This is a genomic window from Halopseudomonas litoralis, from assembly GCF_900105005.1.
Classification (GTDB): Bacteria; Pseudomonadota; Gammaproteobacteria; order Pseudomonadales; family Pseudomonadaceae; genus Halopseudomonas; species Halopseudomonas litoralis.
In genome coordinates this window covers 415,982-438,671 of the sequence record NZ_LT629748.1, presented here as the reverse complement: position 1 = coordinate 438,671, position 22,690 = coordinate 415,982, and the positions used below count along the sequence as shown (strand labels likewise).

22 protein-coding genes are annotated in these 22,690 nt (G+C 60.7%); 4 read left to right on the top strand and 18 right to left on the bottom strand.

Annotated features, from left to right (window positions below; all coding sequences use genetic code 11):
• Positions 1–9: 9 nt before the first annotated feature.
• Entirely contained in the window at positions 10–393 is a 384-nt protein-coding gene (locus BLU11_RS02235; protein WP_090271850.1) for a hypothetical protein, read from the top strand.
• Positions 394–436: 43 nt separating this feature from the next.
• Entirely contained in the window at positions 437–877 is a 441-nt protein-coding gene (gene trxC / locus BLU11_RS02230) for a thioredoxin TrxC (protein ID WP_172828659.1), read from the top strand.
• A 9-nt stretch (positions 878–886) separates the two neighbouring features.
• On the opposite strand, the gene BLU11_RS02225 is transcribed toward trxC, so the two are convergent.
• The 6 genes from BLU11_RS02225 to BLU11_RS02200 all read right to left on the bottom strand — a co-directional run bounded on the left by BLU11_RS02225 (position 887) and on the right by BLU11_RS02200 (position 6,025).
• Complete coding sequence (locus BLU11_RS02225; protein WP_090271849.1) at positions 887–1,186, bottom strand: hypothetical protein; 300 nt, start codon at positions 1,184–1,186, stop codon at positions 887–889.
• The gene (locus BLU11_RS02220; RefSeq protein WP_090276160.1) at positions 1,183–1,392 is read right to left on the bottom strand and encodes a cold-shock protein; all 210 of its coding nucleotides are present in this window, start codon (positions 1,390–1,392) and stop codon (positions 1,183–1,185) included. The genes BLU11_RS02225 and BLU11_RS02220 overlap by 4 nt, the downstream gene beginning before the upstream one ends.
• A 121-nt stretch (positions 1,393–1,513) precedes the next feature.
• On the bottom strand, positions 1,514–2,491 hold the full coding sequence (locus tag BLU11_RS02215; protein WP_157718511.1) for a DUF4340 domain-containing protein: 978 nt from the start codon (positions 2,489–2,491) through the stop codon (positions 1,514–1,516).
• A gap of 11 nt (positions 2,492–2,502) precedes the next feature.
• A complete protein-coding gene (locus BLU11_RS02210) occupies positions 2,503–4,347 on the bottom strand; it encodes a GldG family protein (RefSeq protein WP_090271847.1) in 1,845 nt (614 codons plus the stop codon).
• A gap of 17 nt (positions 4,348–4,364) precedes the next feature.
• Entirely contained in the window at positions 4,365–5,099 is a 735-nt protein-coding gene (locus BLU11_RS02205) for an ABC transporter permease subunit (RefSeq protein WP_090271846.1), read from the bottom strand.
• Positions 5,096–6,025 (bottom strand): ABC transporter ATP-binding protein, encoded by a 930-nt coding sequence (locus tag BLU11_RS02200; RefSeq protein WP_090271845.1) that lies wholly within the window; start codon positions 6,023–6,025, stop codon positions 5,096–5,098. The genes BLU11_RS02205 and BLU11_RS02200 overlap by 4 nt, the downstream gene beginning before the upstream one ends.
• A 281-nt stretch (positions 6,026–6,306) precedes the next feature.
• Here BLU11_RS02200 and plsB point away from each other — a divergent pair, with 281 nt between their 5' ends.
• A complete protein-coding gene (plsB, locus tag BLU11_RS02195) occupies positions 6,307–8,775 on the top strand; it encodes a glycerol-3-phosphate 1-O-acyltransferase PlsB (protein WP_090271844.1) in 2,469 nt (822 codons plus the stop codon).
• Here the strand turns inward: plsB and BLU11_RS02190 are convergent, their stop codons facing one another.
• From BLU11_RS02190 to cysM, 9 genes are all read right to left on the bottom strand, one after another.
• Positions 8,776–9,567, bottom strand: a complete 792-nt coding sequence (locus BLU11_RS02190; protein WP_090271843.1) for a class I SAM-dependent methyltransferase — start codon at positions 9,565–9,567, stop codon at positions 8,776–8,778.
• A 77-nt stretch (positions 9,568–9,644) separates the two neighbouring features.
• Entirely contained in the window at positions 9,645–10,535 is an 891-nt protein-coding gene (locus BLU11_RS02185; RefSeq protein WP_172828658.1) for a DUF72 domain-containing protein, read from the bottom strand.
• Positions 10,536–10,546: 11 nt separating this feature from the next.
• On the bottom strand, positions 10,547–10,849 hold the full coding sequence (locus BLU11_RS19160) for a hypothetical protein (protein ID WP_157718509.1): 303 nt from the start codon (positions 10,847–10,849) through the stop codon (positions 10,547–10,549).
• Positions 10,850–10,913: 64 nt separating this feature from the next.
• The gene (gene tsaB, locus BLU11_RS02180) at positions 10,914–11,588 is read right to left on the bottom strand and encodes a tRNA (adenosine(37)-N6)-threonylcarbamoyltransferase complex dimerization subunit type 1 TsaB (RefSeq protein ID WP_090271841.1); all 675 of its coding nucleotides are present in this window, start codon (positions 11,586–11,588) and stop codon (positions 10,914–10,916) included.
• A 99-nt stretch (positions 11,589–11,687) separates the two neighbouring features.
• On the bottom strand, positions 11,688–12,335 hold the full coding sequence (gene adk / locus BLU11_RS02175) for an adenylate kinase (protein ID WP_090276158.1): 648 nt from the start codon (positions 12,333–12,335) through the stop codon (positions 11,688–11,690).
• 263 nt (positions 12,336–12,598) lie between these two features.
• A complete protein-coding gene (mazG, locus tag BLU11_RS02170; RefSeq protein WP_090271840.1) occupies positions 12,599–13,426 on the bottom strand; it encodes a nucleoside triphosphate pyrophosphohydrolase in 828 nt (275 codons plus the stop codon).
• On the bottom strand, positions 13,423–15,669 hold the full coding sequence (relA, locus tag BLU11_RS02165; protein WP_090271839.1) for a GTP diphosphokinase: 2,247 nt from the start codon (positions 15,667–15,669) through the stop codon (positions 13,423–13,425). The genes mazG and relA overlap by 4 nt, the downstream gene beginning before the upstream one ends.
• A complete protein-coding gene (gene rlmD / locus BLU11_RS02160; protein ID WP_090271838.1) occupies positions 15,669–17,024 on the bottom strand; it encodes a 23S rRNA (uracil(1939)-C(5))-methyltransferase RlmD in 1,356 nt (451 codons plus the stop codon). Before rlmD ends, relA begins: the two co-directional genes overlap by 1 nt.
• The gene (cysM, locus tag BLU11_RS02155; protein ID WP_090271837.1) at positions 17,021–17,923 is read right to left on the bottom strand and encodes a cysteine synthase CysM; all 903 of its coding nucleotides are present in this window, start codon (positions 17,921–17,923) and stop codon (positions 17,021–17,023) included. The genes rlmD and cysM overlap by 4 nt, the downstream gene beginning before the upstream one ends.
• Before the next feature lie 163 nt (positions 17,924–18,086).
• Between cysM and BLU11_RS02150 the strand changes: the two genes are divergently transcribed.
• Entirely contained in the window at positions 18,087–20,870 is a 2,784-nt protein-coding gene (locus BLU11_RS02150; protein WP_231702308.1) for an ATP-binding protein, read from the top strand.
• Here the strand turns inward: BLU11_RS02150 and acpS are convergent.
• The 3 genes from acpS to recO are packed head-to-tail and all read right to left on the bottom strand — an operon-like array spanning position 20,859 to position 22,689.
• The gene (gene acpS / locus BLU11_RS02145; protein WP_090271836.1) at positions 20,859–21,239 is read right to left on the bottom strand and encodes a holo-ACP synthase; all 381 of its coding nucleotides are present in this window, start codon (positions 21,237–21,239) and stop codon (positions 20,859–20,861) included. The genes BLU11_RS02150 and acpS overlap by 12 nt on opposite strands.
• Positions 21,236–21,979 (bottom strand): pyridoxine 5'-phosphate synthase, encoded by a 744-nt coding sequence (gene pdxJ / locus BLU11_RS02140; RefSeq protein ID WP_090271835.1) that lies wholly within the window; start codon positions 21,977–21,979, stop codon positions 21,236–21,238. Before pdxJ ends, acpS begins: the two co-directional genes overlap by 4 nt.
• Positions 21,976–22,689, bottom strand: coding sequence for a DNA repair protein RecO (gene recO / locus BLU11_RS02135; RefSeq protein ID WP_090271834.1), 714 nt, complete (start codon positions 22,687–22,689; stop codon positions 21,976–21,978). Before recO ends, pdxJ begins: the two co-directional genes overlap by 4 nt.
• Between the last annotated feature and the right edge of the window lies 1 nt (position 22,690).

Sequence of the window (22,690 nt, the reverse complement as noted above, 5' to 3'; positions counted from 1 at the left end):
GGAAATTCTGTGCGCCAACCGGATATCGAGATCTACCTGAAAGAAGACTTTCTGGACGAGTTGATTGGCTGGCTGGAACAGCACGTCGGCCGTGTCGAACTGGGCTCCTGGGCCAACACCATGCGTCGCGGCACCCTGCATGGCGAAACCGCCATACCACTGATGATAGTGCGCAAGGCGGCTGGCAAATGGGCCAGCATCTGGTTTGAAAGCGAACATACGCCCTGGGCGACCGATGTTGACTGCGCCCGCGCGGTAGCGGCTGGTATAAACCGCGAAGTACGCTGCTCCATTGGTGGCTGGCAGGAAGAGCACGGCGAGGCCAACGCCGATAGCTGGATGAAGGTCACCGCCGAGGGTGAAGAGGAATTCGTCTGGGCGATGAAGCCCTGAGGCGCACCGCCTGTCCGATTGACAGACAAACAGGAGCACGTTCATGAGTGAGCCCATCACACTGGCCTGTCCGCATTGCCACCGTCGTAACCGCCTGGCCGCTGAACGACTTGATCAGACCCCACGTTGCGGAGCCTGCAAGGAGTCGCTGTTCATCGGCGCTCCGGTAGACCTCGGCACGGCAAACTTCAATGCCCACGCCAATGCCGATCTGCCGCTGGTGGTCGATTTCTGGGCCAGCTGGTGCGGCCCATGCAAGCAGTTCGCTCCGGTATTCACCCAGGCCGCCGGCACTGCCGAGCCACGTGCCCGCCTGGCCAAAGTCGATACCGAAGCGGCGCAAGAGCTGGCTGCACGTTTTGCCATCCGCAGCATTCCAACGCTACTCATCATGCACAAGGGCAAGGAGGTTGCCCGCCTTAACGGTGCTCTACCGCCGGCAGAGTTTCAGCGCTGGCTGACCAATAACCTGCCGGGATTGTAAGCCTTCAGATTACAGCTGCAGCGCGCCGGCTGAACCGGCCAGCAACTCAAGATCGCGGGTTCGGGGTCGAGCACAGGGATGTGCCTTGAATCGCCTGGCCAGATCGGCCAGCGAAGGGGAAAAGAACACGGTGACCTCACACTGCAACCCATCCAGCCGATGACGACTGAAAACAGCGGCATCCGGCGGTGCTTCCCCGCGCGGATACAGCTGCCCAAACGCCTCTTCTATATCGCTCAGGGGAACAGTGGCCAACAGACCATCGCCCAGCGCCAGACAATACCAGAATGGCTCCGGCTCGACGCTCAAAGCGCGACTACGTCGTCAGCCTGCAGGCCCTTCTGGCCCTGAGAGACAGCGAATTCGACCTTCTGGCCTTCCACCAGAGTCCGGTGGCCATCGCCCCGTATGGCGCGAAAATGCACGAATACGTCCGGACCTGACTCGCACTGAATGAAGCCAAAACCCTTGGCGTCGTTGAACCATTTCACCGTACCGGTTTGCCGATCAGACATTTCCTCAATCTCCGTATCACAATTGAATCGCATCATTCAGGCAGTACGGAGCGGCGTGGCCATGCTCCGTTCGGCCTTTCTCGATTCTAGCCAAACAACCAAGCGCTGCAAGCGGATTCCATTATGGAGCGCGAACGACGTCTGCCTGCCGCTTGTTGAGATTCTCCATCTGAGCGACTCCGATCTGATACGCCCAACGAGGGTCGGCATATACATCCAATTCACCTTCCTGTGGCGGCGTGTAACTATCGATCAGCAACCAGTAACGCCCGTCGATGGCATGCAGCGAAGCCGCCAGGTCGGCACCGGACCAGGTGGTTACCTGCATCTGCAACATGGGCTCGGCCAATGCCAGGTCGTCACGCAAGGCCACATTCTGTGCGGTCAGGTTGATCAGCGCCAGCACCATGCTGTTGATCCAGCGCTCATTACCACCCTGCGTCTGCTGCGCATCCGACCCGAGCAAACGCAGGTTGTACTCACCCTCCCCCGCCTTGTCGAACTCGAGCGTCTCGCCATCGGCGTGGGTCCAGCGTGCGGTCGCCAGCTGCTGCATAGGGATATCAATGACGTTCAGCGCCAGCCAGTCGGTTGGATTGACTGACATGCTGAACGGGCGATTGATAAGCAATACCTGGTCCTGTTCGGCAAACCGCAGCAACTGTCCTGTGCCAACCGTGTCGCCGTAGATCAGGCCAAAATCCAGCTCTGGACTGTGCAAGTCAACCTGTAGCGCCTCGCTGTCCGCTGCGGTCACATCAAGTCCCAGGCGTGCATGATACTCGGGGTTGCTGGTCTTCTCTTCAACCACCCGAGCGCCCCGCACCGCGTGCATCAGCGCCGCAAGGCGCTCCTGCTGAACCGGGAAGCCGGCATGACTGACCACGCCCCATTCACCCTCAGACCGGGCAAGCTCGACCTGCCCCTCTCCCCGTCGCAGGCTGATGCGTTCCAGCAAGGCCAATTGTTTCACCTGCATCGGTGACAGCAGATTACGGCTGGACAGGTCCGCGACCCGATCCTTATCACGCATATTCAGCGCCAGCGCCACCAGTACCGCGGTCAGCACCACGGTAAAGATCAATGGTTTATTACGCATGACAGTTCTCCTCAAATGGTGCGGCGGCGCAGACGTCCCACCACCCACCATACCAGTACACCCAAGGTCAGCAATGCCGGTACCAACGCGATGTTGATTGCCTTGAGCTGGTTACCCAGACGCTCGATATCGGCATTCAATTCATATCGCACATCGCGCAGTTGCTTGCGGATGGCCAGCTTCTCGTCGAGAAAACCCTGAATCGCCGCTTCCTGCTCGGCGCTCAGCTCAGTCAATTGAGTTGGATCCTGGCCCTGCTGCAGTTCACGCAGGCGTTGTTCGGTCTGTTCCAGTTGCTGCTGCAGACGTTGCTCACTGGCGCGATAACGCCGCTCCGCCTTGCGTTGCAGATCCTCCACCACAGTAAACGGGCGACTGAAATCACCGCGTGAGCGCACACTGATCAGCGCTTCGGAGCCGGACAGGTTATCCAGCGCATTGATCAGCAGCCCACCGTTATCCGCCCAGGGCTGGGGAATGCGCTGGCCGTAGAAGTCCTGCACCTGCACCCACATGCGGTCGGTCAGCATGTCCGTATCGGCGATCACTAATACGTTGATGTTGTCCGACTCGGTCAATGCAGGCTCACGGCTTTCCAACCCATCCGGGTACGCAGTCTGCGCCGGCCCCTGCAGACGTGCGGCAAAGTGGTAGACCTGATCATCTGCCTGGAAGCCGTTAAGCAGCACTTCAGGATCCTGCATGCCACTGAAACGACTGCTGGGCACCAGAGCACTGTTGGCCGAACTGGACAACAACGGCATGAATGAAGTTGACGCATCGGCCATCGGCTGCAGCGCACCCGCTGTGGCAACGGTCAGCAATTGCAGCGGCGCGGTAACAGTGTCGTCCTTGCTCATGAACTGCGGTTCGACCTCGAGCCAGCCGATGTGCCGTGCCGGCAGTTGCCCCTGACCACGGCTCACCGACATACCCAGACGCGCATCCACCACCACCTGCTCGGGGTTGTACTGCACACCCCAGGCGGCCAGCAGCGGGCCGAGATCGGAGGCTTTGCCATCGGCCATGCCTTCCATCATGGCCTCCATGCTCTGGTCGGATTCGGCGAGCGGGTCGATGAAGGCCAGCAACTTGCCACCGCGCAGCACGAACTGGTCGACGGCGAACAACGCTGCCTCGCTCAGCGCCTTGGGATGCACCAGCAGCAGCACGTCGATCTCTTCGGGTACGCTATCAATATCACTGTCCAGATTCTGCACGTCGAACATCTGCTGCATCTGCTCGAACGCCATCCAGGGCGCGCCGGGCTGCCCGGTCATCGGGTTCATACCACCGGTCATGGGCAGGCCGGCCATCAAACCGATCTGCGGTTTTTCCGGGTGGGCCAGACTGTTGATCAGCCGGCTCAGCTCATACTCCAACAGGCCTTCCTGCTCCAGGGCAAAGAAAGGAATAGTTTCACGCTGAGCCAGCTGATTGGTACCGGCCAGGCCGAAGTACAGCTGATCTCCGCTCTGGGTCAGCGGCACGGCCTGCAGGCCGAATTCGGCGGCCCGATCTTCGGCTTCGGAGAAGGGTTGCGGATCAATGATCTGCAGCTTCAGCTTGCCGTCGGCGACGCGCTCGTACTCGCGCAGCATTTCCTCCACCCGGCGGGCATAATTGCGCAGCACGACCATGTCCTTGCTGGCCCGGTCGGAGAAGAAGAAATACAGGGTTATCGGCTCGTCCAGCTCTTCGAGAATGTCCCGCGTGCCATCGGAGATGGTAAACAGCTTCTGTTCGGTCAGATCCAGCCGGGCGCCCGGCAACAATACCCCGGTAGCCATATTGAAGGCGATGAAGGCCAGCAGCAGTACCAGCAGGCCGGTACCTGAATACATCAATCGTTTCATTGTTGTTCTCCCTTGCCTCAATCGGCCTTTTTCAGGTCGATGACAATCGCGGTGGCAAACAGCCAGACGGCCATCAGCGATATGAAATACAGCAGGTCACGCAGATCCAGCACGCCTTTGCTGATGGCATCGAAGCGAATCAGGAAGCTGAGCGAGGCAATCGCATCCAGCAGCCACTGGGGTGACCAGCCGCTGAACAGATCCAGTACCAGCGGGAAGCCGCTGACAATGAACACGAAACAGGCCACCACGCTGAGAATGAAGGCGATCACCTGATTCTTGGTCAGGGCCGACATGCACGAGCCGATGGCCAGATAACCGCCGGCCAGCAGCCAGCTGCCCAGATACCCGGTAAAGATCGCGCCGTTATCCGGCGAACCCAGGTAGTTGACGGTGATGATGATCGGAAACGTCAGCACCAGGGCGATACCGACGAATACCCAGGCGGCCAGGAACTTGCCCAGCACCATGTCGGTACGCGATACCGGCAGTGTCATCAGCAACTCGATGGTGCCGGACTTGCGCTCCTCGGCCCACAGCCGCATGGCCACCGCGGGTACCAGAAACAGATACAGCCAGGGATGGAAGTTGAAGAACGGGATCAGATCCGCCTGCCCGCCCTCATAGAAGCCACCCAGGTAGAAGGTGAACACCGCGGACAGCACCAGAAAGATCACGATGAAGATATACGCCAGCGGAGTGGCAAAATAGCTGCCCAGCTCACGTTTGAAGATCACGCCAAGACTTTTCATGCGGCCTCCTCCGCAGTCAGGCGGCGGAAGACATCATCCAGACGTCCACGCTCGACCGACAATTCCTTTACCTGCCATTGCTGCTGACGAGCGTATTCGCCAATCGCCGGGAAGATCACCGCACCCGGCTCGGCGATGACCGTCAGCTGATGCCCCTCGCGTGCGACTTCAACTGCCTTCACGCCTGGCAGCGCCAACAGCGGCTGACTGTCCACCGGCTGTTGCAGCAGCACCGTCACTGCCTGATGATAAGTGGAACGGGCTTCCAGCTCCTCGGGTGTGCCATCGGCGAGCAGACGACCACGGGAAATCACCACCGTCCGGCTGCACACCGCACTGACCTCTTCGAGAATATGCGTGGAGATGACCACTATCTTGTTGCTGCCGCTGGCCAGCTGCTGAATCAGGTTACGCACCTGATGCTTCTGGTTCGGGTCCAGGCCGTCGGTAGGCTCATCGAGAATCAGCACCTGCGGATCATGCAGAATCGCCTGGGCCAGACCGACCCGGCGCTTGAATCCCTTGGACAGCGTATCGATGGTCTGGCCAAGCACCGCTTGCAGCTCAACCTGCTCGACCGCGCGCGCCACGTGGCGCTGCCTGTCGGCGCCGCGCAAACCGCGCACCTCGGCAATGAATTCGAGAAAACCCTTCACCCGCATATCGCCGTAACAGGGGGCGCCTTCGGGCAGATAACCCATCTGCTGCTGGGCCTGCAGAATCTGCGTGCGGATATCGAACCCACAGACAGAAGCACTGCCACCGTCCGGCGTCAGGAAGCCGGTAAGCATCTTCATGGTAGTGGACTTGCCGGCGCCATTGGGGCCGAGAAATCCCAGAACTTCCCCCGGTTTTACGTCAAAGGACAAATTGTCCACGGCGACATGCTCGCCAAAGCGTTTGGTCAGGCTGTTTATCTTTATCATGGCCTCTTCCATTTCCCCAGAATACTGGCGCGCCGCAATCAGGCGGGCACCACAAAGCGCAAGGATACATTGATTACTACCGCACGGGAAAAGGACATTCCAGGCCTGCACTTGTTCCGCGGATAGCGCTACATCTTCAGCACAAATGAAATCGTGCCGAGTAACCGATATGGGAATACTGCCGCAGCGTTTCAATACCCTGTTATGCGCCACCGAATGTAACAGAGTATTGAAAAACGGTAGAATCGCCTGGTCGTTGCCTGCCATCTCAGAGATTACCCATGCCATCAACAAAGCCCTCACTGTTCAGTCGCGTGCGTTTCGGCCTTATGCGCCGCCTGCTGTATCTGTGGGCCCGCTCGGAGAGCATTGGCGATCCGCTGACCAGAATAGCCCCGGCCAGCCCCGCGCCCATTCTCTATGTATTGCCCGGTCGCTCCTTCTCCGATCTGCTGGTACTGGACCGTGAATGTGCCCGCATCGGCCTGCCACGCCCGGTCATGCCGCCGGGCGGCACGCTCGAAGAAGATGTAGCTTATTTCCATCTCACCAGCGAGCTTGTCTGGAGCGGTCGCGCTGACCCGCGCAAACGCTCCCCGCGTCTGCTGCGGGCGCTCACCGCCGTCGAACTGCAGGTAACGCCGGATGTGAAAGTGGTGCCGGTCAGCGTGTTCTGGGGGCAGTCGCCGGATGTCGAATCCTCACCATTGAAGCTGCTGTTCGCGCACAACTGGGGTGTCGGAGGCAAGCTGCGCAAGCTCTTTGCTATTCTGCTGCATGGTCGCAAGATCCGCGTCAGCTTCGGCCAGCCGCTGTCTCTGCGCGAACTGACCGACGAGAATCTCGGGCACAGCCGTAACCTGCGCAAGGTCAACCGTTTGTTGCGGGTACATTTCAGACAGCAACGCGGCGCCGTGGTCGGCCCCGATCTGTCCCATCGCCGCACCCTGCTGAAAGGACTGATGCATGGCCCACAGGTGCGTGCAGCCATCGCCCGCGAGGCGACCGAGCAGAATATAACTGAAGAGCGCGCCCGCCAGCGCGCCGCACGCTATGCCAATGAAATCGCCTCCGACTTCACCTACACCATCATCCGTTTTCTCGAAGTCATTCTTTCCTGGTTCTGGAACAAGCTGTATGACGGGGTCAAGGTCAACAATCTGGACAACGTTCAGGATATCGCTCGTGGCAACGAGATCATCTATGTGCCCTGCCACCGCAGTCATATCGACTACCTGTTGCTGTCCTACCTGCTGTTTCGCAACAGCCTCACGCCACCGCACATCGCCGCCGGTATCAACCTGAACATGCCAGTGGTGGGCAGTATTCTGCGCCGCGGCGGCGCCTTCTTCATGCGTCGCAGCTTCCGCGGCAACCAGCTGTATACCGCCGTGTTCAATGAATACCTGCATACCCTGTTCAGCCGCGGCTTTCCGGTCGAGTATTTCATCGAGGGCGGACGCTCGCGTACCGGTCGACTGCTTGATCCCAAGACCGGTATGTTGGCCATCACCCTGCGCAGCTACCTGCGCTCATCGCGGCGGCCTATTGTGTTCATGCCTGTGTATATCGGCTATGAGCGGGTACTGGAAGGTCGCACCTATCTCGGCGAGCTGCGCGGCAAGGAGAAGAAGAAGGAGTCCTTCTTCGATATGTTTCGGGTACTGTCGGCGCTGAAGCTGCGGTTCGGTGAAGTGGCGGTGAACTTCGGCACGCCGGTGGCGCTGAATGACTTCCTCGATGAGCAGCAACCCGAATGGCGAAGCCAGCTCGGAGAGCCGGAATTCAAACCAGACTGGCTACCTGAAGCAACCCGGCAACTGGCGCGTACTCTGGGCGGCGCAATCAATGCTGCCGCTGATGCCAACCCGGTCAACCTGGTCGCTCTGGCCATGCTGTCCACCCGCCGAATGGCGTTGGATGAAGCAACCCTGGCTCGCATCCTGGACACCTTCACCGGTCTGCTGAATGATGTGCCCTACAGCGAAGATACCACCCTGCCAGGGCTCAGCGGTGCCGGGCAGATCGGTCATGTGGAGTCCATGGGCATGATTGGTCGCCAGTCCGATGCGCTGGGCGAAATTCTGTTCCTCGACGATTCCCAGGCTGTGTTGATGACATGGTATCGCAACAACATTCTGCATCTGGTGGCGCTGCCGGCCCTGATCGCCAGTCTGTTCCTGAACAATGCACGCATGAATCGCGAACAGATCGTGCGCCTGGTCAGTGCGCTTTATCCCTACCTGCAGGGCGAGCTGTTTCTGCACTGGCGCGAAGAACAGTTGCCGGAGATCATCAACCGCTATGTTGACGGCCTGATCGGCCGGGGATTGCTGCGTGAGGAGAATGGCCAGATCCACCGTCCGGATACCGCCTCCGTTGAGTTCGTTCTGCTCACTCTGCTGGCGCGCAGCATCATTCAGATGCTGGAGCGCTTCTACATGGCCGCCGCGCTGCTGCTGAACAACCCCAACGGCAGCCTCACTGCCGAACAGCTGGAGGGCCTGTGCACTGTCATGGCCCAGCGTCTGTCGATCCTGCATGGACTCAATGCGCCGGAGTTCTTCGACAAGACCCTGTTCCGCCAATTCATCCAGCGACTGCAGGCTTTCGAGGTATTGAGCAGCGACGCCCAGGGTCGGCTGCATTATCAGCCGGAGCTGGAAGACATCGCCGAAAACACCGCCAAACGGGTACTCAGCGCCGAAATCCGCCTATCGATACGGCAGGTGGCGCGCAGCGCGGGGTAGCTAGAGCTTCTTCTTGCCGTAGATATCGTAGCGGCTGGACTGGCCGCTGAGCTGCGCGCTGGGTGGTGGGCCGTCGATGGCCGGGGCCTTGCGCGGGCGTTTGACAGCGACCCGGTGGCTGGCCAGATGCAGGGCCGCGGCCAGCAGCGCGGGTGCGTCCAGATCATCCCCCGCCAGCGGGCGAAACAGGCGCATTTCCTTTTTGACCAGCGCCGACTTCTCACGGTGCGGAAACATCGGGTCCAGATGAATCACCTGCGGCGCCTCAGCCGACCAGCGGTCCATGGCTTCAATGGCGTCGGCATGCAGCAGATGCATCCGCTCGGCGATCTCAGCCACCTCCCCGCCGGCCTGTCGGGCGCGTTGCAGGCCATCGTCCAGCAGCGCAGCAATGACCGGCTGGCGCTCGATCAGCGTGACCTCACAACCCAGTGCCGCCAGTACAAAGGCATCCCGTCCCAGCCCAGCAGTCGCGTCCAGCACTGTCGGCCGGATTGCGCCCCGCAGACCGACTGCCTTGGCCACCATCTGCCCGGTGCCCCCACCGAATTGCCGCCGGTGCGCCAATGCACCTTCGACAAAGTCTACCCGCACCGCACCCGGGGCGCCTGAGCCGGTGGCCTGCAGGCTTAGACCATCGCTGCCGACACACAGCAATAGCTCGGCGGCGGCGGTATTGATGTCAACGGTCTGCAGCGGCAGCTGCAAGCGTGTCGCCAACAACCGCGCCGGCTGCTCCAATTCGGGTAGCAAGCAGCTGACGGCCACGGTACAGGAAGTAAAATCAGTCATGGAGGATCGGAACCTGAAGAAATAATCGGGAGCAAGTCAGCAGTTTACTCCACGTGAGGTAGAGGTTCAGCCCACCATCAAAACAACCCACCCTGCTGGGGCGAGGCCTGCTGTTGCTGTTCACCCGGCCACGGGGCCATCGGCGGCAGGTCCGGTAGCCGTTGCTGCAGGCGGGCATGAAACAGCCGCGCGAGTTCGGGCGCCAGGCGGTTGTCCGGAGTGTGCATGAACAACACCGGGCAGCGCCCCTCCGCCAGCCACTGCACACACTTGTCCAGCCACGGCTCCAACCAGCGCAGACTCTGCTGATTGTCCATGCCGGCGATGAAGCGCACCGTCGGTGACTGGCCCAGCGCGATGGCATGCACCGGCAGACGCGGCTTGCGCCTCTGGGCATCCAGGGTCGCTGGATCGATTGCGGTACTGGCGAACAGCCCGCGACTATCGAACATGATGCGTTCCATGCCCCGCTCATGCAGCATGCGATTGAGCTGCCTTTCGTTATCGTCCTTGCGGAAGAAATCCAGGTGTCGCACTTCCACTGCATAGTGGTAATCGCGCGGCAGCGCATCGAGAAACCGGATCAGCTGTTCGAGATGCAGCGGCCCAACGCGCGCCGGCAGCTGCAACCACACCGGCCCCAGCCGTTGCTCCAGGGGCGTCATGCGCTGGAAGAACTGTTGCAGTTCGGGCTGCCGTGCGTCCAGCCGGTCGGCGTGGCTGACTTCTCGCGGCAACTTGGCACAGAAGTGGAAGTCCGCTGGCAACAGATCAGCCCAGCGCGCTACCACCTCGGGGCCAGGCAAGGCATAGAAGGTGGTATTACCCTCAACAGCGGAGAACACGCGGGAATATTCATACAGTCGCTGGTCCGCGTCGGCGCCACTGGAGTACAGTGCCCCACGCCAAGCAGGCTCGGCCCATAAAGGACAGCCAAGAATCAATCGGGGAGGCACGGGATCAGACACGGATACGAAGCTCAGACAAACAGATCAATACCAAACACCCCGTCGGCGTCAGCGTCTGGCAGATTGGCCATGGACTGGTAACTGGCCAGCGCCTGATTGGCATAGCCGTGTACCGGCTCAGTTGGCCCTTGGCGAGCTGGAATGTATTCGAAATTGGCGCTGGGTTGCTCCACTACTCGCGGAACAATAGGCGGCGTCCGCGCCGCTGCTGCAGGCTGAGCAGCGCCCGTGACCGTGCTTTCCGCTGACGGAGCAGCCGGACGCGTGGGGCGCGTAGAAAGCGCATTGGCAGGATTGAATCCGTCCACACGCATGGGGGGGTCAGCTCCGATCAGAAGTCAGAATAAAGAGTAGCTCCGCGCCCGATAAAACGCAAAATCAGCCATGTTTGGGCGTAGCGACTTTGTCGCGCAGATACACCGGTTGGGCATCAGCTGCATCCAGCACCTGCCCGGCCTTCCAGGCCGGCAGGGCCAGGCTGATCAGGTCGGTGGCATCAGGGAGCATCTGCGGCCAGCTGCGTTCAACTGCCACAGGCAACCGCTCGGCATACTGCCAGCCGGTACCGGCACCCGCCGGGGCGGACAGCTCAGCCGGCAGTTCTGCCTGCTCCGGAGCACACACTCGCTCTGCACCAGACAAAATCATCACGCCGTCAATCAACTGGTAACAGCCCCAGTAGACTTCATCCATACGCGCATCAATCGCGGCGCAGACCTGTTCGGCGCCGTGCTCACGCCAGGCGCGCTGGGCCAGCGCCGCGAGATTGGAAATACCAATCACCGGTTTGCCGGCGGCAAAACCCAGCCCCTGAACCATGCCAGTGGCGATGCGCACCCCAGTAAAGGCACCCGGGCCGCGCCCGAATACCAGCGCATCCACCCGCTCCAGCTCGATGCCCGCCTCGGCCAACAGCTCACCAATCATCGGCAGCAACAACTGAGCATGCATGCGCGGCGCCACTTCGACACGATGGAACAGACGTCCATCATGCAACAGGGCAGCGGAACAGGCTTCGGTAGCGGTATCCAGAGCAAGTAGTGTGGTGGTCATCGAATTATCACGGCGAGTGGCAAAGGAAGGCGATTGTAACAAACAACAAGGCCCGTGCGGCGTGTGCCGGCACGGGCCTGGAGCGCGGTAGCAGCAGACTCAGTTCAGAGCTGCCGACACCCGAGCAGTGATTTCTTCAACACTGCCTACGCCTTCAACGCGCGAGCACTTGGGCGTACCGTTGGCAGCAGACAGCTTCTGGTAGAAGTCCACCAGCGGCTTGGTCTGGGTATGATATACCTGCAGGCGCTTGCGAACGGTCTCTTCCTTATCGTCTTCGCGCTGGATCAGGGCATCACCGGTGACATCATCCTTGCCGGCGTCGCGGGGCGGATTGTGTTCGACGTGGTAGATGCGACCGGAACCCGGGTGCACGCGGCGACCGGAGATGCGACCGACGATTTCCTCGTCGTCCACGGCGATTTCCAGTACGTGATCGATGCTGACACCAGCATCCACCAGGGCTTCGGCCTGCGGAATGGTCCGCGGGAAACCGTCGAACAGGAAACCATTGGCGCAATCATCGTGGGTGATGCGCTCGCGGATCAGGCCGATGATCAGCTCGTCCGATACCAGACCACCAGTGTCCATTACTTCCTTGACCTGCTTGCCCAACTCGGTACCGGCCTTGATCGCTGCACGCAGCATGTCACCGGTGGAAATCTGCGGAATACCGAACCGCTGGCAGATGAACTGGGCCTGTGTGCCCTTGCCGGCGCCGGGGGCACCCAAAAGGATGACGCGCATGTTGAACTCCTCAATCTGACTGAAACCGGGGCCGCCCACGACGGCAGTCGTGTGGCTGGCATGCTCCACCGAATAGTGGAGCAAAGAATTCTGGACCCCTTCCGCATCGCGAAAAGGGCGTTCAACATACACGCAGAGCAGGTTATGCACAAGCCAATTGCGCTCCGTCAATCGGCCTGTAAGGTCATTACAGAAGCTTGGTAGTCTATGCCAGCAGGCTCCGTGAACCGCAGGCCGCGACAGCATGTCGCGGCACTGAGAGGCTATAGACCCTGCTTTTTGGCTTCATCCCAGAGGTCATCCAGGCGTTGCAGCGGTGTGTCGGCAAAACGTTCGCCAGCACTGGTCAACGCCTCTTCGATATATCGCAACCGCCGCTCGAACTTTTCATTGCCGCCGCGCAGAGCGGTTTCCGCATCCACTTTGAGATGCCTGGCCAGGTTGACCATGGCAAACAGCAGATCACCCACTTCCTCTTCGATAGCATCGTGTTCGCGCCGGCCGATGGCCTCGCGCACTTCCTCCAGCTCCTCGGCAATCTTGTCGATTACCGGGGTCACCGTCGGCCAGTCGAACCCGGCGCCGGACGCTCGCTTCTGCAGTTTCTGGGCTCGGCTCAAGGCCGGCAAGGCGCGCGGAACATCCTCCAGCAGGGACAACTGTTCCGGTGCGTTGGTCTTGCCAACCTTCTCCGCCCGCTCCTCGGCCTTGATCTGCTCCCAGCGTTCCTTGATCTGCTGCTCTTCCAGTTGTAGCGTGCCCGGCGGCGTACGCAGTTCACCATCCGGAAATACATGCGGATGACGGCGCAGCAGCTTGCGGGTGATACCGTCAACCACCGCATGCCAGTCGAAATGCCCGGCCTCGCTGCCAAGTTGCGCGTAAAACACTACCTGGAACAACAGGTCACCCAATTCGCCGGACAGCTGTTCGAAATCGTCTTCGGCAATGGCGTCGGCAACTTCATAGGCCTCTTCCAACGTGTGCGGCACTATGCTGGCGAAGGACTGTTGCAGGTCCCAGGGACAGCCATGCTGCGGGTCGCGCAGACGCTCCATCAGATACAACAGATCATCCAACTGATAACTCATGCGCGACGCTCCTGGCGGTTACGCCGCACCTCGACCACATTGGGCAGTTGACCGACCCGCGCCAGCAGCCGGCCGAGCAGGTGCAGGTTGGGGATCTCGATGGTCAGCAGCATGCTGGCGTAGTTATCGTCCTTGTTGGTATGCGTGCTGACCTCCAACACATTGAGTTTTTCATTGGCCAGCAACTGCGATACATCGCGCAACAGCCCCGAGCGATCATAGGCCTTGATATAGATCTCCACCGGGTAGGTCTGTACCGGCTCGCCGCCCCAACTCACCTCGATCAGGCGTTCGGATTCGCGACCCTGCAGCTGCATGGCCGTGGCACAGTCGGCACGGTGTACCGTCACCCCGCGCCCCACGGTGATATAACCGACAATGGGATCACCCGGTACCGGCTGACAGCAGCCGGCCAGTTGCGTCAACAGGTTGCCAACGCCCTGGATATGCACGTCACCACGCCGTCCGGGCTTGCTCGGCCGGCGTGGAATCAGCTCCATCTGCTCGCTGCGGTCATCCGGCTCGACGAGTTGATGTGCCACGTTGACGACATGGGCCATGCGGATATCACCCGATCCGACGGCGGCAAACAGGTCTTCCTGGCTACGGATGCCCAGGCGCTCGATCAGCTTGGCATAGTCCGCGCCATTGAGCGCCATGCGGGTGAGTTCGCGCTCCAGCATGAGCTTGCCGGCCTGCACGTTCTGCTCGCGGTCCTGCTGCTTGAACCAGTGCTGGACCTTGGCCCGTGCTCGAGACGTATGCAGGTAGCCAAGATTGGCATTCAACCAGTCACGGCTCGGACCGCCGCTCTTACCGGTGATGATCTCCACCTGCTCGCCGGTCTGCAGCACATAGGTCAAGGGCACGATACGTCCATTGACCTTGGCGCCCCGACAATGGTGGCCGACCTCGGTATGCACGCGGTAGGCGAAGTCCAGTGGTGTTGCGCCCTGCGGCACATCCAGCACATGACCGTCGGGGGTGAACAGGTAGATGCGGTCCGGCTCGAAATCGACCCGCAGCTGTTCGGCCAACCCGCCGATATCGCCCATTTCCTCGTGCCATTCCAGCACCTGACGCAGCCAGGCTATCTTGTCCTCATAGACAGTCGAACTGCTGTCCACGTCGGTACCCTTGTAGCGCCAATGCGCGCATACGCCCAGCTCCGCCTCCTCATGCATGGCATGGGTACGAATCTGCACTTCCAGCGCCTTGCCCGCAGGGCCGATTACCGCGGTATGCAGCGAGCGGTAGCCGTTCTCCTTGGGATTGGCGATGTAATCGTCGAACTCGTTGGGAATATGCCGCCACAGACTATGTACTATGCCCAGCGCGGTATAGCAGTCGCGCACCTGGGGAACCAGCACGCGCACCGCGCGCACATCATAGATCTGGTTGAAGTCGATGCCCTTGTTCTGCATCTTCCGCCAGATTGAGTAGATATGCTTGACTCGGCCGGAGATGTCCCCGGCAATACCGGAGTCCTCCAGTTCGCTGCGCAGTTGCGCCATGACCGCCTCGATGTATTCCTGACGATCCAGCCGCCGCTCATCCAGCAACCTGGCGATCTGTTTGTACTTGTGCGGTTCCAGGTAGCGGAAGGACAGGTCCTCCAGCTCCCATTTGATATGCCCGATGCCCAGACGGTGGGCCAGCGGGGCATAGATGTCGAACACCTCACGCGCAACCCGGTAGCGCTTCTCGTTATCGGCATCCTTTACCGCACGAATGGCACAGGTACGCTCGGCCAGCTTGATCAGGGCGACGCGCACGTCATCGACCATGGTGACCAGCATCTTGCGCAGGTTCTCCACCTGCGACTGGGTATTGAAGGTATTGGCTTTGGGTGGATTCTGCGACACGCTGATTGCCGCCATACGCTGTACGCCATCGACCAGTGTCGCCACGCTGGAGCCCAGGCAGCGTTCGACTTCGACCAGCTCGGTCTTGCGTTCACGCACCGCACGATAGATGACCGCCGCCACCAGAGAGTCCTGGTCCAGCTTGAGGTCGGCGAGAATTTCGGCCATCTCCAGGCCGGTACGATAACTGCTGGCACCGTTGGCCCAGCGGTGTTCAGTCTTGCTGGCCGCCAGCTCGAGCTCACTGGCCCATTCGCAAGCCTGTTTCAGTATCTCGGGTGCCGGCAGCGGTACCCGCTGCTGAATCCGTTCGATCCAGGCGTCGAGATCGACGGTCCCATCCTGATTGACCGGATGATCTGCTCTGACTTGTACCATTACGTTCTGTCCTTGCCTGACACGAAGAGTGCCATGGCTTCCACATGGGCGGTCTGGGGAAACATGTCCATTATCCCCGCCTGCACCAGTCGATAACCTGATTCCGCCAGAATGCCCGCATCGCGCGCCAGCGTGGCCGGATTGCAGGATACATAGAGTATCCGCTGCAACTTCTTCCGGGCCAGTGTGGCGACGAGTTCGGCAGCCCCATCCCTCGGCGGATCCAGCAGGGCTGCCTGATAGGTAGTATCCAGCCAGTCTGTCGCATGCGGCTTCGACAAGTCCGCCTGCATAAAGTGCACTTTCGCCAACCCATTTAATTGCGCATTGCTGCCGGCGCGCTCGACCATCTCTGCGCTGCCTTCAATACCCGTCACTTCAGCACCCGATTGCGCCAACGGCAAGGCAAAATTACCTACACCGCAAAACAGGTCCAGCACTTTATCGCCAGGCTGCACCGCCAGCCATTCCAGCGCCTGGTTGACCATCTGCTGATTGACCTCGGCATTCACCTGGGTGAAGTCACCGGCGGCAAAGCGAAATTCCAACTGCTGATCGGCCAGTCGATAGGCCGGATCGGGCATGTCCGTATGTAACGCCCGCGCCGGGCCCAACGAATCAGGTTGCAGCCGGCAGATCAGCCCATGGGCCGCAGCCAATGCCTTCAACTGGTCGACATCGGCCTGGGGCAATGGCTGCATATGCCGGACCACCATGCTCGGGTGTTCCCCGGCGATCAGCTCGATGTGTCCCAACCCGGCACGCGCATTCAACTGCTGCACCACCACCGGCAGTTCCTTGAGCACAGCTTCAAGAACCGGCACCAGAACGGGGCACTCTTCAAGTTCAACCAACTCGCTGCTGGCGCGCTGCCGATAGCCTACCATCAGCCGCTGGGTCCGTTGATCCCAGCGCATGGATAGCCGGGTACGTTGGCGATAGCCATACTCCGGCCCGGTCAGCGCGGGCATCCAGCGTTCCGGCTGCAGTCCGGCAAAATGCTGCAATTGCTGAGCCAGCGCCTGCTGTTTGATTTCCAGCTGAGTCTGACGCGGCATGTGCTGGAGACTGCATCCGCCGCACAGCGCGACGTGCTGACACACTGGTGCAAGGCGTTCAGGACTGGCATCAAGCAGTTTTTCCAACCGCGTCTCGATCAGTTTGCTGCGGGCGCGTATTACCCGGGCATCGACCTTCTCGCCGGGCAAGCCGCCTTCAACGAATACCGTGCGCCCCTGCCAGCGGCCAATTCCCCGGCCGTCATGGGTCAGGCGCTCCAGCGTCAGTTCGATCCGCTGACCTACTGCCGCAGGCGCATCGGGAGCCCGTCTCGGCTTGCCGCGAGACCTATTCATGAGCGGTCATCAAATACCCCGGTGGATAGATAGCGATCACCGCGATCGCAGATAATCGCCACAATGATCGCATCGCGGAGTTCGGCATTGAGCCGCAGAGCCGCCGCTACGGCGCCCCCCGAGGACACACCGCAGAAAATGCCTTCTTCACGTGCCAGCCGGCGCATGGTGATTTCGGCTTCTTCCTGACTCATGTCCACCACCTTATCCACCCGCTCGGCATCGAAAATACTCGGTAGGTACGCCTGAGGCCAGCGGCGGATGCCCGGAATCGCCGCGCCCTCGGTGGGCTGCAGACCGATGATCTGAATGTCCGGGTTCTGTTCCTTCAGATAGCGCGACACGCCCATGATGGTGCCTGTGGTGCCCATCGAGCTGACGAAATGGGTAACCTGACCGGCGGTATCGCGCCAGATTTCCGGACCAGTGGTGCGGTAATGCGCCTCGGGGTTATCCAGATTGCCAAACTGGTCGAGTAACTTGCCTTTGCCTTCACGCTGCATTTTCTCGGCCAGATCCCGCGCGCCCTCCATGCCTTCTTCCTTGCTCACCAGAATCAGCTCGGCACCGTAGGCAGACATTGCCCACTTGCGTTCGTCGCTGGAATTCTCCGGCATGATCAGGATCATCGGGTAGCCCATGATCGCCGCCGCCATGGCCAGGGCAATACCGGTGTTGCCGGATGTCGCTTCGATCAGCGTATCGCCGGGCTGTATGCTGCCACGCTGCTCAGCCATCTGGATCATCGACAACGCGGGACGATCCTTGACCGACCCGGCCGGATTGTTACCTTCCAGCTTGAGCAGAATCGTATTGCCGGTATTGCCCGCCATGCGCTGCAGACGAACCAGGGGCGTATTGCCAATACAGTCGGCAATGGTTGGAAACTCACTAGTCATCATTCATCCTTCAGGCGAGGCAGGAACGGGTTGCGTTGCCCGGCTGTGCTTTTTGGTCAATCGGCCTATGATACCGGCAACAGGGAAAGGGATACATACATTGAACAAGCTCGACCCGCCATCACGACCGCGCCGCAGCCTGGGCATCAAGGCCCGCCTGCTGATGATCACGCTCATCCCCACCGGCCTGATGGCACTGGCGCTGGGCGGTTATTTCAGTTGGCAGCAGGTGCGCGAAGTAGAGCAGCAGTTGCTGCAACGGGGATTGATGACCGTCGAGTACCTGCAGCAGCCCGCCGCCGATGCGCTGCTGGGCGGTGAAATAAGTCTTATTGGACCGATGCTCGGGGCGGCACTCAACCACACCGATGTTCGAGCGCTGACATTGTACGATGCCAACATGCAGGAACTGGAGCATCGCGGCCCGTTCATGTACCCGGCCGGCGAACCCGTCACCGGTATCGACATGACCGCTGGCACCGGATTGCAGATTCAGCGCGGCAAAAACAGCAGCCGTTTCCTCATGCCCCTGCTGGCCAGCCTCGATCTGCCCAATCGGACATTACGTCTGGATGTCGAGGCGGACAGCATCCTGGGCTGGCTGGAAGTCGAACTCAGCCATGGCAACATGCTGCTGCACCGCTACCAGACCCTGCTTGCCACCCTGGTGGCGATCATCCTGAGTCTGGCTCTCACCGGCCTGGTAGTCTCAATAATGGGACGACGCATCAGCGATCCGGTGGCACGCATCAACAATGCCATTCGTCAGATCAGCCAGGGACATTTCAATGTCCGCCTCGCCGGACAGGACAGCCGCGAGCTGGATGATCTGGCGATGGGGGTCAACAACATGGCGCAGACCATGCAGAGCGCCCAGGGCGAGCTGCAGCAGAACATCGATCAGGCGACCGATGATCTGCGCCAGACGCTGGAGACCATCGAAATCCAGAATATCGAACTGGATCTGGCGCGCAAGACTGCCCAGGAAGCCAGTCGCATCAAATCCGAATTCCTCGCCAATATGAGCCATGAGTTGCGCACCCCGCTCAATGGCATTCTCGGTTTCAGCAACCTGCTGCAGCGCAGCGAGCTGAATGGGCGACAACAGGAGTACTTGTCGACCATCGAAAAGTCCGCCGACAACCTGCTCGCCATCATCAACGAGATTCTGGACTTTTCCAAAATCGAGGCCGGCAAGCTGATTCTGGAAAATCTGGCGTTCAACCTGCGTGACCTGATCGACGACACCCTGACCATGCTCGCGCCCAGTGCCCATGACAAGGGCCTGGAACTGGTCAGCATCATCTACCGGGACACCCCGCTGGGACTACGCGGCGACCCCATGCGTCTCAAGCAGATCCTCGCCAATCTGATCAGCAATGCCATCAAGTTCACCCATGAGGGCTCGGTCAGCGTCAGGGTCATGGCCGAACATCAGGACGTGGACCAGGTGCTGCTGCGTATCAGTGTCAACGACACCGGTATCGGCCTGTCGCCGACGCAGCAGAAATCCCTGTTCAAGGCCTTCAGCCAGGCCGACAACTCGATCTCCCGGCAGACAGGAGGCACCGGCCTGGGGCTGGTCATATCGAAACGTCTGGTCGAACAGATGCACGGTGAAATCGGCCTGCGTAGCCAACCAGGCGAGGGCTCCGAGTTCTGGCTGACCCTGCGTCTGGGCAGATCCGCCCGCGGCGAAGACGAGTTACCGGAAAAACCCCTGCTGGGCATGCGCGCGGCCCTGGTCGAACCGCAGCTGCTGAGCCGTCAGATGTTGCTGCACAGTCTGGAGGACATCGGCCTGTCGGTGCGCGTTTTCGATAATCCCCAGCAACTGCACGAGGCGCTGACCTCACGCACCAACCGCGACGACTCGCTGCAGCTGGCGTTGATCAGTGTCCGGCATACGGCGACGCCCCCGGGCGACACCCTGGAGATGGCCCGCCAGTGGTCGGAATTGAACATCTGCAAGACCATAGTGTTGACCGACACTACCGAGCATTACCCGCTGCTCGACCAATTACCACGCTCCATGTGCCAGACCATGTCGAAGCCGGTATATACCCGCAAGCTGTACCGAGCCGTGATGCACCTGCTGGGCAACGACCCGGTGGTCACGCTACCGCCGATCCAGCAGCGTTGCCACGCGTTGCGGGTCCTGTGCGTGGATGACCATCTGGCCAATCTCAAACTGCTGGAGGCATTCCTCGGCGATATTGGCGTAACCCCCCTGCTCGCCACCAGTGGCGAAGAAGCCCTCGAGTTGCTGACCGAACAGCGAGTCGATCTGATTTTCATGGATGTGCAGATGCCCGGCATGGACGGTCGTCAGACCACCGCCGAGTTGCGCCTGCGCGAAGAAGTCGCCGGCTTCGATCCGATTCCGATCGTGGCGCTGACAGCCCATGCCTTGAGCAGTGAACGTCATCAGCTGTTGCAATGCGGCATGAATGATTATCTGACCAAACCGATCACCACCGAGCAACTGCGCCAGAGCCTGAACAAGTGGACCGGCCTGGCCCCGGCGAGCAAGGCCCCGGACTTGCCGTCCCCGCAAGACAAGGTGACACGCTATATCCCCCAGCCCGTTATTGCCGCACCGAAGCCGCCACGACAGCCAGCGCCACTGAAGATCATCGACCGGGAAGAAGGTTTGCAGCTGGCGGCCGGCAAGGAGGACCTGGCCAGTGACATAATGCAAATGTTGCTGGATGGCTTGCCGCAGGATCACCGAAACATCACCGAGGCGCTGGAGCGCGAAGAGTGGGCAAGCGTGCGGGAGCTGATCCACAAACTGCACGGCGCTACCCGCTATTGCGGAGTGCCAGAACTGCGCGCGCATTGTCAGGCTGCGGAAACCCTGCTCAAGAAAGGTGAGGACAGTCGCAGCGCGGTGCAGGCCGTACTGGACGCCATCAACCGGCTGCGCAGCACGTCAAGCGCCTGACCAGACGGCAAATGCCAGCGCCTGCTCCCGCTCATCGCTGAGTGACAGCAGCATGCGGCCACCGCCGCCCTGCTGCAGCCGCTCCAATGCGACACCACTGAGTACCACATGCGGCGCTCCATGGGCGTCGTTATCGATCTGCATGTGCTGCCAGGACATGCCCTTGGCCAGCCCGGTTCCCAGCGCCTTGAGAATGGCCTCCTTGGCGGCATAACGCTTGGCCAGATAGCGCACCGGCTGGGAGTGGGCGCGGTAGCGCTGCAGTTCCTCGGCAGTCAGGATACGCTGGGCAAAGCGCTCACCCTGCCGTCCCAAGACCGCCGCGATACGACTGACCAACACCATATCGGTGCCTATGCCAATGATCATCGGGGCGCTTCAGCCCCCAGGATCAGTGCGCGCATCTCAGCCACCGCACCGGCGAGCCCGGAAAACAGCGCGCGGGCAATGATGGCATGACCGATGTTCAGCTCGTTGATGCCGGTAATCGCCGCAATGGGCTCAACGTTGTGGTAATGCAGGCCGTGTCCGGCATTGACCACCAGCCCGAGCTTGCGAGCATAGGCGACCGACTCACTGATACGCTGCAGCGCCTGTTCCTGCTCGGCGCCACTGGTCTCGGCGTAATGTCCGGTATGCAGCTCGATCACCGGCGCTCCGGCATTGCGTGCCGCCTCGATCTGCTGCGGGTCCGGATCGATGAATAAGGAGACCTGGCAACCGAAACCTGTCAGTTGCTCCACCGCCTGTTGGATGCGCGCACCACCACCAGCGACATCCAGACCACCTTCGGTAGTCAGTTCTTCGCGGCGCTCAGGCACCAGACAGACGTGAGCGGGACGGATCTCAGCGGCGAAGGCGATCATTTCGTCAGTCACCGCCATTTCAAAGTTCATCCGCGTCTGCAGAACTTCTGCAAGCAATCGCACATCACGATCCTGGATGTGCCGACGGTCTTCACGCAGATGCACGGTTATGCCATCGGCGCCGGCCTGCTCGGCCTCGATGGCCGCCTGGATCGGGTCCGGATAACGGGTACCACGGGCCTGGCGCAGAGTGGCCACATGATCGATATTGACACCAAGCAGTACACGCTGCGGTTGAGTCACTGTTCATCTCCTTTACGGGGTTGCCGGGCAAAAAGTTGTCGGCTGACCAATGGTCGGTCACCGAGATGTACGCCGAGCGCCTGGCGCATCAACTGCTTGGCGGCGCGCAGCGTGATTGCATCAGTCCAGTCATCAGCCGCCATGGCCAGCAGCGCCTGGCCCGGCAGGCCGGCGTCGATAGTCAGCGGGTCATGCACTGGCTGCAGGCCTTCGGTCGCGTGCCAGACATAGCGCTGCTGCTCGCGGACAGGCAGTCCGCTGGCGTCTTCGGTCAGGCTGAAACCATAGCCCAGAATGGCCAGCAGTTGCCATTCGAAGCGTCGCAGAACGGGTTCCACCGGCTGGTTGCTTGCGAGTGCTTCGAGCGCACCCTGGTAGGCAGCAAAGAGCAGCGGTTGAGAGTCACCGGCGCCCAATAGACGCACCAGCAGCTCATTGAGATAGAGTCCACTGAACAACATTTCGCCCTGCAATTGCAGGAAGCCGCCGGAGATCTCTGCCTGGGTCAGAGTTTTCAGCTCGCCGCGGCCCAGCATGCCTACCATGAGCGGCATGAAGGGCTGCGGGGCAAGTTTGCGCCGCTGGCCACGTGCCCCACGCCAGACCACCCGCTGCAGACCGTGGTGCAGCGTCAGCAGGTCCACCAAGGCGCTGCTATCCCGGTAGGGGCGGCTATGCAGGACATAGGCCGGACTCAGCGGTGACTGCATC